The organism is Streptomyces sp. NPDC059957, assembly GCF_042730015.1.
Taxonomy (GTDB): Bacteria; Actinomycetota; Actinomycetes; order Streptomycetales; family Streptomycetaceae; genus Streptomyces.
Window position 1 is genome coordinate 117967 of the sequence record NZ_JBHWMB010000010.1, and the last position, 12738, is coordinate 130704.

Here is a 12738-nt window from a genome sequence, read left to right on the forward strand (position 1 = left end):
GGGAAACCGCGCCGCACCGCAGTGGCGGGGTTCTCGGCCCACCCAGCCACTCCGCCGTGGCTGCATCCGGTGGGCGCCGAGGCCGAAAAGCGACAAACCGCAAGGTGGGCCCGCGGGCGGCGGCCGAATCTTTTTACCTTCGCCGGGTGCTCCTGTTCGTCGTCCGGGCCGGTGTTACAGGTTCGGCGCGCCTCGCCGGGCGCCCTCGCGTACAGAAGGGGAACGCGCGCGGTCGCCGGTCCAGACCAGGATCAGCGTCGAGGCGGCCGCGGCGAAGGCGCACCAGGTCGAAGCGAACTCCAGCCTCCACAGCGCGGCGCAGGCGAGGGCGCCGGCTGTCATGAGGAGGCCGAGCAGGCGCAGGCGGCGGTCCCCCGAGAGGAGCAGGGCGCCGAGCGTCGCGAACAGATAGCCCGCCAGGGCCAGGGGCATCCAGGGGACGTTCACCCCGTATCCGAGGGTGTGGCCGCGGACCTCGGCGCTCACCGGGCGGGTCGCCAGGCAGTACGAGAGGTACGCGCCGGTGGCGAGTCCGACGGCGGCCGGCCGGCGCAGTCGGGGCCTGAGCTCGGGCGCGGCGGCGAGCAGCGCCCCGAGCGGCACCCACACGGGCAGGAGCGGGAGGGCGATCACCGCCCAGGCGGTGGTGGCCGGCCCGCAGCCGCCGCCGGAGTCCCAGACGGCGGCTTCGATCAGCTGGTGCACGCCCAGGATCAGCGGGAGCGCGGCGACGGGAAGGTCACGGGCGCGCCGGGTCCGCACCAGGCAGGCGATTCCGACGGCGCTGATGACCGCGCCCGCCGTCAGATTGGCCGTCGCGCTCCAGCACATGAGGCCCTCCCGATCCCACGGTAGGCCGAGAGGTGAGTGTCTGTCACACCACGGATTGCTGGAAGAAGTCGACAAGATGGAGAAGAATCCTGCATGACTCTTGCTGTGTTTGCGCGCGGAGTCCTACTGTCCGGGCCATGCCTCCAAGAAGAGCCGCAAGCCCCGCCGCAAGAGCCCCCGAACCAGTGGCCGAAGTCGTGGGTGAAGCCGAAGCCGAAGCCGAAGCCGAAGCAGTAGCCGTGCCCGTGCCCGAAGCCGTAGCCGCAGGCGGCGCCGCAAGGAGAAGAGCCGCCCCCAAGCGGGCCGCCGCCCTCCTGGCGGCGTTCACGGCTTCCGCCCTCGGCCTCGGCGCCCTGGCCGCGGGCCCGGCCGCCGCCCGGCCCGCCGCCGCGGACCCCGCGGCGCCCACGGCCGTCACCCGGGCCGCCCTCGACCCCGCACTGGCCGAGGGCCGCGGCGCCAGGGTGGACTTCGCCGAACAGGAGGCGGAGAACGCCGTCACGACCGGCACGCTCATCGGCCCCGACCGCACCGCCTACTCGCTGCCCTCCGAGGCCTCCGGACGCAAAGCGGTCCGGCTGGTGCCGGGGCAGTACGTGGAGTTCACCCTGCCCGCGGCGGCCGACGCGCTCACCGTCCGCTACAGCCTCCCCGACGCCCCGGCCGGCGGCGGCATCACCGCCCCGCTCGACGTCACCGTGAACGGCAAGAACCGCCGCTCCATGACGCTGACCTCGCAGTACTCCTGGCTGTACAACCAGTACCCCTTCAGCAACGACCCGCAGGCCGACCTCCTGCACCCCGACTGGTGGATCACCGAGTGTGCCTGCGTCCCGGCGGCCACCACCCCGGCCCCGGTCATCGCGAAGCCGTTCCGCCCCACCCACATGTACGACGAGCAGCGCCTGCTCCTGGGCCGCACCTACCGGGCGGGCGACAAGATCCGGCTCACCGTCCCGGCCGGGAGCCCCGCCGCCTGGACGGTCATCGACCTGCTCGACTCGCAGCGCGTCGGCGCCCCGCACGTGGAGGCGGCCGCCGCGAACGCCCTCCTCTTCGGCGCCGACCCGACGGGACGCCGGGACTCCGCCGACGCCATCGACCGGGCCATCGCCTTCGCCAAGCGCCACCGGCTCCCGGTCTACCTGCCGCCGGGCACCTACCAGGTCAACCGCCACATCATCGTGGACGGGGTCACCGTCACCGGCGCAGGCAGCTGGTACACCACGGTCAAGGGCAAGGGCGTCGGCTTCTACGGCAAGGACGCCGCCGACGGCGGCAGCCGGGGCGTCCACCTCTCCCGCTTCGCCATCGAGGGCGACGTCCGCGAACGCGTGGACACCGACCAGGTCAACGGCGTCGGCGGCGCGATGAGCGACTCCACGATCGACTCCCTGTACATCCACCACACCAAGGTCGGCCTCTGGTTCGACGGCCCGATGAGCAACGTGAAGGTCACCCGCAACGTCATCGCCGACCAGATCGCCGACGGCCTGAACCTCCACACCGGAGTCACCGACTCCCTCGTCCAGGACAACTTCGTCCGCAATACGGGCGACGACGGCCTCGCGATGTGGGCCGAGAAGACCACGAACGCCCGCAACACCTTCGACCACAACACCGTGCAGAGCCCCACCCTGGCCAACGGCATCGCGATCTACGGCGGCGCCGACACCACCGTCTCCGCCAACCTCGTGGCCGACCCGGTCCGCGAGGGCAGCGCCCTGCACGTCGGCTCCCGCTTCGGCGCCGAACCCTTCACCGGCAGCCTGCGCATCGACGGCAACACCACCGCCCGCGCCGGCACCTACGAACTGAACTGGAACATCGGGCTCGGCGCGATCTGGTTCTACGCCCTGGACCGCAACATCGACCAGGCCGACATCCAGGTCACCGGGAACTCCTTCCTCGACAACACCTACAACGCGATCATGCTGGTCAGCGACTGGCCGGTGAAGGACAAGGTCCGCATCGAGAACGTCCACTTCAAGGACGTCCGGGTCGACGGCACCGGCACCTCGGTGGTCAGTGCCCGGGTGGCCGGCTCGGCGAGCTTCGAGAACGTCGACGCCCGCAATGTGGGAGCCGTCGGCGTCAACAACTGCGGCTCCTTCAACTTCCCCGCCACCGGCTCGGAGTTCAGCCTCGTCGACCGCGGCGGCAACGACGGCGGCGGCACGACCGGCCCGTGGTTCGCCCGCTGGGAACTGCCCAACACCATCACCTGCGACGACCGCCCGCCGGTCGTCGCCCCGCCGGCGCCGAGCCCCTGGTGAGCGCCCGGTGATCACCGCTCCGCCGCTCCCGGGGGTTCGAGCGGCGGAGCGGTCACCGCGCAGTTGGTACGGCACTGCGGATGACAGGCCCCGGGCGCGGGGGAGCGTACGGTCGCCCAGGCCACGGCGGCTCCGACCGCCAGGATCCCCGCGCACCAGAACATCGCCCGCCCGAAAGCCGCGTCGAAGGCGCCGGGCGAGAGGTACGCGTCCGGCCCCATCCCGGCCAGCAGCGGCAGCGCGGCCACCGCGAGGAGCCCGGCGGCGCGCGCGGCCGCGTTGTTGATGCCGCTGGCCAGGCCCGCCCGGCCGGGGTCCACCGAGGACAGGACGGTCGCCGTCAGCGGAGCCACCAGGGCCGCCATGCCCAGGCCCATCACGAGCAGCGCCGGCAGCACGTCCCGTACGTACGGGGCCCCCGGACCCACCCGCAGCATCAGCAGCATCCCCGCCGCGCACAGCAGCGGACCCAGGGTCAGCGGGATGCGCGGGCCGATCCGCTCCCCGAGCTGCGCGGAGCGGGCCGACAGCAGCAGCATCAGGGCCGTGGTGGGCAGCAGGGCGGCCCCGGCACCGAGGGCGGAGTATCCGGACACCACCTGGAGCTGGAGCACCACAAGGAAGAAGAAGCCGCCGAAGGCCGCGTACACGCACAGGGTGACCAGGTTCACGGCGGTGAACAGGCGCGAGGAGAAGATGTCCGGGGGCACCATGGGGTCGGCCCGCCGCCGCTCGACCACCACGAAGACCCCGGCCAGCAGCACGCCGCCCACGGCGGCGCCCACCACGAGCGCGGCGCCCGACCGGGCCTCGATGAGCGCGTAGGTCAGCAGCGCGAGCGAGGCCGCGCCGAGGACGGCCCCGGCCACGTCGAACCGCCCGTGCGCCACCGGATCCCGCGATTCCGGCACGTGCCGCAGTGCGACCGGGACACAGAGCGCGGCCACCGGCACGTTCAGCAGGAACACCCAGCGCCAGCCCGGCCCGTCCACCAGCCAGCCGCCCAGGAACGGCCCCACGGCGGCGCCCACACCGCCGAACCCCGACCACAGGCCCACCGCGCGCGCCCGGTCGTCGGGGTGGATCGAGCCCTGGATCAGCGCGAGGGAACCGGGCGTCAGCAGCGCCCCGCCGATGCCCTGCAGGGCGCGGGCGGCGATGAGCACCCCGGCGTTCGGCGCGATCCCGCACAGCAGGGAGCCGACCGCGAACCACACCACCCCGAGCACGAAGATGCGGCGTCGCCCGAACCGGTCCCCGAGCGCCCCGCCGACCAGGATCAGGCCCGCGAGGGTCAGCAGGTAGGCGTTGACCGTCCACTGGAGCACCGCGAGATCTGCGCCGAGATCCCGCCCGATGGCGGGCAGGGCCACATTGACCACGGTGGAGTCGAGCAGCGCCATGGCGGACCCGAGCACGGTGGTCAGTACGATCCACCGGCCCTGCGCGGTACCGAGCCGCACGCCGGGGGAGGGCGCCGGGACGGGGTCGGTCATTCCCCCAGGCTGGCCCGCGCGGCCCGGAACGGCCACCCGGCCGATGGCGGTCCCGGTGCTGTTCCGGCTGTGAGACGGCTCATTAGGCACCCTTGTACGGGTCATGACATCTCCCGCACCATGGCCCGCGCACGTCACGCACACCCTTTCCGCACGACCTGCACACGGCGTACGAGGAGACCACACGTGGCACGAAGCGACACCCGACGAACCCCCCGCTCGCGGTTACGACCCCTGCGCACAGGGCTCGCCGCCCTCACCGCGGCCCTGCTGCTGCCCCTGAGCGCGGGCGTGGCCGCGGCCGCCCCCGATCCGGCCCCCACCCCGGGCGCGGCCGAGCGCAAGATCGAGCCGGATCTCCGGACCCAACTCGACGGCTCCGCCAAGGCGGTCTTCTGGGTCTACCTCGACAGCGCGGCCGACCTCACCGCCGCGCGCGGGCAGCAGACCCGCACCGCGAAAGCAGAAACGGTTCTTCGGCTGAAGAAGGACCACGCCGCGCGCAGCCAGGCCGAAGTGATCAAGGCCCTGGACGGCGTGAAGGCCGAGTACACCTCGTACTGGATCGTCAACGCGCTGCGCGTCGTCGGCACCGACAAGCTCGCCGGAGCCCTGGCCCAGCGCCCCGAGGTGTCCCGGATCGCCGCGGACGACCAGGTCGCCCTCCCCGAGCCCGCGGAAGGCACCCGGGAGAAGACGGCGGCCGACGCCGTCGAGTGGAACATCGACCGGATCAATGCACCGCAGGTCTGGGACCAGCTCGGCGTGCGCGGCGAGGGCATCGTCGTCGCCAACATCGACAGCGGCGTCGACCACACCCACCCGGCCGTGGCCAACCAGTACCGCGGCCGGGCCGCGGACGGGTCCTACGACCACAACTACAACTGGTTCGACCCGGCGGGCGTCTGCGCCACCGCCGCCCCCTGCGACAACAACGACCACGGCACCCACACCATGGGGACCATGGTCGGCGACGACGGCGGCGCCAACAAGATCGGCGTGGCCCCAGGGGCCAAGTGGATCGCGGCCAAGGGCTGCGAGAGCAACTCCTGCTCCGAGGCCTCGCTGCTCGCCGCGGGCCAGTGGATCGTCGCCCCGACCGACCTGAACGGCCAGAACCCGCGCCCCGACCTGGCCCCGCACGTCGTCAACAACTCCTGGGGCGGACCCGGCGGGGACACCTGGTACCAGGAGATCGTCGACACGTGGCGGGCCGCCGGCATCTTCCCGGCCTTCTCCAACGGCAACTCCGGACCCGGCTGCGCCACCAGCGGATCGCCCGGCGACTACCAGAGCTCCTACAGCTCCGGCGCCTTCGACATCAACGGCGCCATCGCCTCCTTCTCCTCGCGCGGCGCCGGCCCCGGCGGGATCGTCAAGCCGAACATCGCGGCCCCCGGCGTGAACGTGCGCTCCTCCGTCCCCGGCGGCGCGTACGAGTCCTTCTCCGGCACCTCCATGGCTTCCCCGCACACCGCCGCGGCCGTGGCCCTGCTCTGGTCGGCCGCGCCCGCCCTCGAAGGCGACGTCGCGCAGACCGAGGCACTGCTGGACGGCACCGCGCTGGACACCGACAGCGCCCAGTGCGGCGGCACCGCCGCCGACAACAACGTTTTCGGTGAGGGCAAGCTCGACGCGCTCGCCGCCGTCACCTCCGCGCCGCGCGGAGCCCTCGGCGCGCTCGCCGGCACCGTCCGCTCCGGCGGACAGCCCGTCGCCGGGGTGAAGGTCGCCGCCGACGGCCCCATCGACCGTACGACGACCACCGCGGCCGACGGCACGTACCGCTTCGCCACCCTGTCCGTGGGCTCGTACGCGCTCACCGCGTCGAAGTTCGGCTACGGGCAGCAGGGCGCGACCGTGGCGGTGACCGAGGACGCCACCGCCACCGGTGACATCGACCTCGTCCAGGCGGCCTCCGGGAAGCTCACCGGCACCGTGGCCTCGCCCGCGGGCCCGGTCTCCGGCGCCGCGGTGACCGTCGCGGACACCCCGGTGACCGCGACCACCGACGCCCAGGGCCGCTTCGAGGTCACCCTGCCGCACGGCACGTACACCGTGAACGCCACCCACTCCTCCCGCTGCCTCACCGCAGGCGCGGCAGCGGTCACCGTCGCCGGGGACACCAGCGTCGCGGTGAACCTGCCCGAACGCACCGACGGCTACGGCTACGCCTGCGCCGCCTCGACCGGCAGCCCCTACCAGCCGGGCGACCGGCGGCTCGCGCTCACCGGCGACAACACCACCGAGCGCGTCGACCTGCCCTTCCCGCTGCCGCTGTACGGCAAGACGTACGGGCAGGCCTGGATCGGCACCAACGGCACCGTCAGCCTCGGCGGCAACAACACCGGTGACGTCAACGGGGACATCCCGAGCACGGCCACGCCCAACGCGGCGCTGTACCCCTTCTGGGACGACTTGGTCGTCGGCGCCGCAGGCAGCGGGTCCGGAGTCTTCACATCGGTCATCGGCACCGCGCCGCACCGCAGTTACGTCATCGAATGGCGCCAGGTGTCGCACTGGTCGGCGCAGTCCGACACGTTCTCCTTCTCGGCGGCCATCGGCGAGGACGGCACCGTCCGGTACTCCTACCAGGGAACCGGCGGCACCGGCATCAAGGGCGGCTCCACCGCCACGGTCGGCGTGGAGAACGCGACCGGCACCGACGCCTACCGGTACTCCTTCAACACGCCCGTCATCACGGACGGCCTGTCCGTCTCCTTCCGCACCACCAAGAGCGGGGTGGTGGCGGGCCGGGTGCTCGACGCGAACGACGGCAACGGCATCGCCGGAGCCACCGTGACCGTCGGCACGGGCGCCACCGCGGTCTCCGCCACCACGGCGGCAGACGGCGGGTACGTGGTCCAGAGCCCGTCGGGAGCGCGGGAACTCGCACTGACCGCCGCCCAGTACGAGCCGGCGACGGCCACCGTAGACGTCAAGTCGGCCGACGTCACCCAGGTGACCCGGTCCCTGCGCACCGGCAAGGTGACCCCGGCGAAGCCGGCGGTGGAGATCGTCCTGCCGCCCGGCCAGAAGCGGACGCGGACCCTCGACCTCACCAACCCCGGTCTCGGCACGGCCTTCACGGCCACCGAGGACGCGGCCTGGCTGACGGCGACCCCGGCCTCGGGTGACCTCCCGACGGGCGGCAAAGCCCCGCTCACCCTGTCCGTGGACACCACGGGCCTGACCCCGGGCACTGTCCTCACCGCCGACCTGAAGATCACCTCGGCCAGCGGCCGGACCCCGGTGCTCACCGTCCCCGTCAAGCTCGTCGTCCCGCGCTACCAGGTCGCCCTGGACGCCGGCGCCACGGGCGCGAGCACGGACTCGCTGGGCGACGGCTGGTCCCCGGACCGCAAGTACACGACGGGCTCGTACGGCTACCAGGGCAACGGCTCGGCGCAGTCCACCAGCCGCACGATCGCGGGCACGGCCGACCAGAAGCTCTTCCGCAACGCCCGTGAGGGCATGTACGAATACCGCTTCGACGCCGTCCCCAACGGCACCTACACCGTGGAGCTCGGCTTCGCGGAGCTCTCCTCCACGAAGCCGAACAAGCGCGTCTTCGACGTGCTGGCGGAGGGCGCCCAAGTACTGCCCTCCCTGGACATCTCCCTGGAGGCGGGCACGTACACGGCCCTGACCCGCACCTATACGGTCACGGTCACGGACGGCACCCTGAACATCCGCTTCGTCACCCACACCGGCTTCGGCAAACCCCTGCTGAACTCCCTGCGCGTGACGGACCGCCCGGACAAGAGCTGACCCAGGCGACAGCGCGAACGGGCGGGGCTCCTCAGGGGGCCCCGCCCTGCGCGTTCAGGCCCCGGGGGTCACCAGGGCCATGCGGAGACCCTGCCGAGGGCCGGACCGGCGTCATCCGGGTTTCGGACCCGAAGGCCGCTTCAGCCGCGGCGGTACTGGTCCACCAGGATCGTGGCCGAGTCGTCGGCCGGGGCCTCGACCAGTCTCACGATCGCGATCCCGGTCCGGTCCGGGCTGCGCACGCAGAACGGCCGGGCCTTCGCGAGCGCGGTGAAGGGCAGATCGGCGGCCGGGCGGGTCTCGATGCCGTGCAGGCAGGCGGCCACCGTCAGCTCCGAGGAGTCGGAGACGAAGGAGTCCGACTCCTCGGAGGGGACCAGGGCCCGGCCGTCCCGCGCCAGGTACCAGGCGGCCGTCTCAGCGGGCACCACCTTCCCCGCCCGCAGGTCGAACTCGTAAGCGGAATCGGGGGCGGTGAGCTCGGCCTTCGTGTAGGCGGGCACGTACGCGGCGGCCGGGTCGGCCGGGGTGGGACCGGGCGCGGTCGTAGCCGTGGCGGACGCGGACGCCGACACGGACGCGGACGCGGATGCCGTGGGGCCGGTGACGGGGCTGCCGCCGGTGCCCGGGGCCCCGCCCGTCGGGACGTCCAGGTAGTACACGGCTCCGGCGGCCAGCAGCGTGCAGGTCACGATGAGGACCGGGAGCCGCGGAAGCCGCCGCCCGCGGCCCGGTCCGCGGCGGCCCTGCCCGGGGACGGGCGCCGGTGTCGGTGTCGGTGAAGGGGCCGGTACCGGTGCTGGTGCCGGTGCGTCGGGCCAGGCTCCGGAACCCGTGCCCGGTCCGGGGACCGCCGGTCCCGGGGCGCCCGGTCCGGGACCGGCCGGGGCCACGCCCGCCGGGCCCGCAAGCGCCGTGGCCGTCCTCGTGGCCTGGAACGGCGCGGGGGCGGGCGGCCGGGCGGCGTCGCCCCCGCCCCCGAACTCCTCCCGGACCGGCCTGGGCAACCAGCCGTCGGTGAACTCCGGCCGCCCGCACACCAGGGGGTGCGCCCGCACGGAGGCGATCACTTCGGCCGGCTGCGGACGGTCCTCGGGCTGCTTCGCGAGGCACCACGAGACGAGGTCGTACAGCTCGTGCGGCACCCTGCCGAGGTCGGGATGTTCGTGGACGACCCGGTACAGGGCGCTGGACTCCGGCCCGCTCCCGAAGGGCGCGGTCCCGCCGGCCACGTACGCGGCCAGCGTCCCGAGCGCGAAGACGTCGGTCGCCGGCGTCGAGGGACGGCCGAGCGCCTGCTCGGGCGCCATGAACGCCGCCGTGCCGATCCGCAGCCCCGTACCGGTGAGTGCGGCGGCGTCGGCCGCGCGCGCGATCCCGAAGTCGATCACCCGGGGGCCGTCCGCCGCGAGCAGCACGTTGGCCGGCTTCAGGTCGCGGTGGACCACGCCCGCCCCGTGGATGGCCTGGAGCGCCTCGGCTATGCCCGCGAGGAGCAGCAGGACCGTGTGGACCGGCAGCGGCCCGTGGCGCCGTACGACCTCGTGCAGCGAGGGACCGGGCACGTACGCGGTGGCGAGCCACGGCGTGGGGTCCTCGACCCCGGAGTCGATCACCTGGGCGGTGAACAGGCCGTGGATCCGGCGGGCACTGGCCACCTCCTGGGCGAACCGCCGGCGGAACTCGGGATCGGCGGCGAGCTCCCTGCGGACGGCCTTGAGGGCGATGGGGCGACCGCCGGGCGTGTGGGCCAGGTAGACCACGCCCATGCCGCCGGAGCCGAGCCGGGCGTGCAGGCGGTAGCCGCCGATCTCCTGGGGATCGTCCGCGGACAGTGCCGTACGGGCCGGCTGTGGGCCGGAGTGCTGCTCGGACATGCGGTGGCTCTTTCAACGATGCGGGGCGAGAAGCCCCGCGATGCGGCAGGGACCTGAGCGCATCGTGCCATGAATTGACTGAATTTTCAGTCAGTGCCAGAGTGGGCGACACGTGCCCGCACCACCCGCCCCGCGTCACGGCCCTTCGCGGACGGAGGGCGCACCCTTGTCCCAGGGGCCCGGGACCGTCGGCCCGTGCCGTGCCCCCCGCGCCCGTCCTGGCCGGACACAGCCGTCCCACCAGTCCTCGATCGGAGCTTTCCCGTGTCCCACCTGCCTCCCACGCGCCGGACCGCCCTCCGTACCTTCGCCGGGCTCGGCGCCCTCGCCTTCGGGGCCGCCGCCTGCGGCCCCTCGCAGAGCGCCGCCCCGCGGTCCAACGCCGCCCCCGGCACCGCCCAGCCCTCCCCGGCCGGCCCCGAGCGCCGGCTCGGCGCCGAATGGGAGAGCCACACCCGCACCTTCATGGCCTGGCCCGCGCTGGACGCGGTCTGGATGGAGGACCTGCGCTACGTGCGCGAGGACATCGCGCGGATCGCCCGGGCGGTCGGGGAGTACGAGGCCGTCGTCATGATGGCCCGGCCCGAGCAGGTGGCCGCGGCGCAGCGGGCCTGCGGCTCCGAGGTGGAGGTGATCCCGCTGGCCGTGGACGACCTGTGGGCCCGCGACACCGTCCCCGTCTTCGTCGAGGAGGAGGGCAAGGTCATCGGCGTCGACTTCAACTTCAACGGCTGGGGCAACAAGCAGGAGCACAAGAACGACGGCCAGGTCGGACGCCTGCTGCTCCAGAAGTACGGGATCCCCCGGGTCCAGGCCCCGCTGGTGGCCGAGGGCGGCTCCTTCGAGCCCGACGGTGAGGGCACCCTGCTGATCACCGAGAGCTCGATCGTCAACGACAACCGCAACCGCGGCAAGAGCCGGGACACCATCGAGGCCGAGCTCAAGCGGACCCTGGGCGTCGAGAAGGTGATCTGGCTGGCCGGCGTGCGCGGCGAGGACATCACCGACGCCCACGTGGACAGCCTCGTACGGTTCGCCGCGCCCGGTGTCGTCCTGCTGGACCGCGCCCACCCGAGCACCCCGAAGGACTCCTGGTCCCGCTCCGCCGACCAGGCGAAGTCGGTCCTCTCGAAGGCGACGGACGCCCGGGGCCGGAAGTTCGAGATCATCGACCTGCCGCAGCCCGACCTGGACAAGATCACCGGGGAGGGCGACGACTTCGTGTCCACCTACGCCAACTTCTACATCGCCAACGACTCCGTCTTCATGCCGAAGTTCGGGGACCGCCAGGCCGACGACCGGGCCCGCGGCATCCTGCAGGAGCACTTCCCCAAGCGGGACATCGTCCCCGTCGCGATCGACACGATCGCCTCGGGCGGCGGCGGCATCCACTGCTCGACCCACGACCAGCCCGGCAAGCCCGCCGCGTGAGTGCCCTGCGGCGCCGCCCGTCCGGGCGGCGCTTCCCGCTGCTGCCGGCGCTGCTCCTACTCGCGATCGTGGCCGCGGTCGGCGTGGGGGCCTGGCTCCAGTTCGGCGAACGCCAGGCCCAGGACACCGTCCACACCGCGGGCCGGGCCGACGCCGACCGGGTGGACGTCGAGGCGACGATCCAGCGCGTCGACGCCGCCGGGCGCGAGCTGGTGCTGCGGGTCCTGGTCACGCCCAAGGGGGCCCTGGCGGAGGCCGGCGGGGTCGCGCCCGTCGGCGACCTCATCCTCCAGACCTCGGCGGCCACCCGCGACGACCTGACCTTCAAGGCCCACGAGCGCATCGCGGGCCGGGACGTGGCAGTCGCCCTGACGGGCGGCTCCATCACGGACTATCCGTTCGACGGATACGAGGCGGACATCGGATTCGAGGCCGTGGTGGGCCAGGAGGAGGTCCCGGTGCGGGTCCTGTTCTCCAACAACGACGTGCTCTTCTCGTCCACGGTGGAGGCCTCGACGGCGAGCGACGGCGCGGCCGTCCTGGACATCGGGCTGGCCCGCTCCAACAGCGTGCTCGTGTTCGCGGTGTTCATGATGATCGCGATGTGGGCGCTCGCCGTGTCCGTCCTGATCGGCGGGTGGTTCCTCGTCACGCGGGGCAAGGGGCTCACCTGGCCCGCCCTCGGCTGGATGGCCGCCACCCTGTTCGCGCTGGCCGCCTTCCGCAACACCGCCCCGGGCACACCGCCGATCGGCTGCCTCCTCGACTACCTCGCCTTCCTCTGGGCGGAGATCCTCATCGCGTTCTGCCTGACCACCGTCGTGGTCATGGGGGTCAGGGCCGAGTCCCGCGCGGAGCCCGCGGCGGACGGGGTCTGAAGCGGAGGCGGAGGCGGAGCCGCTGCCGGCGGGGCCGGGGGCCGTGCGGGCCGTAAGGGCTGTGCGGGCTGTGCGGGCCGTACGGGCTGTACGGGCGCCGAGGCCCCGCGCCCCGGTCGGCGGGACCGGGCGGGGTGCGGGGCATTCGGGTGGCCCGGCGCGACCGGACCGCGCGACG

General features: G+C 73.4%; 7 protein-coding genes. 4 read left to right on the forward strand and 3 right to left on the reverse strand.

The features are described from left to right. Positions 1 to 174: 174 nt before the first annotated feature. On the reverse strand, positions 175 to 831 hold the full coding sequence (locus ACFWBW_RS09715; protein ID WP_385370070.1) for a DUF6629 family protein: 657 nt from the start codon (positions 829 to 831) through the stop codon (positions 175 to 177). A 314-nt stretch (positions 832 to 1145) separates the two neighbouring features. Here ACFWBW_RS09715 and ACFWBW_RS09720 point away from each other — a divergent pair, with 314 nt between their 5' ends. Next, positions 1146 to 3107 (forward strand): glycosyl hydrolase family 28-related protein, encoded by a 1962-nt coding sequence (locus ACFWBW_RS09720; protein ID WP_385370140.1) that lies wholly within the window; start codon positions 1146 to 1148, stop codon positions 3105 to 3107. Positions 3108 to 3118: 11 nt separating this feature from the next. On the opposite strand, the gene ACFWBW_RS09725 is transcribed toward ACFWBW_RS09720, so the two are convergent. Next, the gene (locus ACFWBW_RS09725; protein WP_385370072.1) at positions 3119 to 4603 is read right to left on the reverse strand and encodes an MFS transporter; all 1485 of its coding nucleotides are present in this window, start codon (positions 4601 to 4603) and stop codon (positions 3119 to 3121) included. Between the two features lie 186 nt (positions 4604 to 4789). Here ACFWBW_RS09725 and ACFWBW_RS09730 point away from each other — a divergent pair, with 186 nt between their 5' ends. After that, the gene (locus ACFWBW_RS09730; protein WP_385370074.1) at positions 4790 to 8374 is read left to right on the forward strand and encodes a S8 family serine peptidase; all 3585 of its coding nucleotides are present in this window, start codon (positions 4790 to 4792) and stop codon (positions 8372 to 8374) included. 140 nt (positions 8375 to 8514) lie between these two features. Here ACFWBW_RS09730 and ACFWBW_RS09735 read toward each other — a convergent pair whose 3' ends face one another. Continuing rightward, complete coding sequence (locus ACFWBW_RS09735; protein WP_385370076.1) at positions 8515 to 10251, reverse strand: serine/threonine-protein kinase; 1737 nt, start codon at positions 10249 to 10251, stop codon at positions 8515 to 8517. Between the two features lie 264 nt (positions 10252 to 10515). Between ACFWBW_RS09735 and ACFWBW_RS09740 the strand changes: the two genes are divergently transcribed. Both ACFWBW_RS09740 and ACFWBW_RS09745 read left to right on the forward strand, forming a co-directional pair. Continuing rightward, entirely contained in the window at positions 10516 to 11682 is a 1167-nt protein-coding gene (locus ACFWBW_RS09740; RefSeq protein ID WP_385370078.1) for an agmatine/peptidylarginine deiminase, read from the forward strand. Further along, a complete protein-coding gene (locus tag ACFWBW_RS09745; RefSeq protein WP_385370080.1) occupies positions 11679 to 12560 on the forward strand; it encodes a DUF4436 family protein in 882 nt (293 codons plus the stop codon). The genes ACFWBW_RS09740 and ACFWBW_RS09745 overlap by 4 nt, the downstream gene beginning before the upstream one ends. Positions 12561 to 12738 lie beyond the last annotated feature (178 nt).

Coding starts and splice junctions, on each gene's coding strand:
- ACFWBW_RS09725 (WP_385370072.1), bottom strand. CDS start 4,603: ATGACCGACCCCGTCCCGGCGCCCTCCCCCGGCGTGCGGCTCGGTACC.
- ACFWBW_RS09735 (WP_385370076.1), bottom strand. CDS start 10,251: ATGTCCGAGCAGCACTCCGGCCCACAGCCGGCCCGTACGGCACTGTCC.
- ACFWBW_RS09715 (WP_385370070.1), bottom strand. CDS start 831: ATGTGCTGGAGCGCGACGGCCAATCTGACGGCGGGCGCGGTCATCAGC.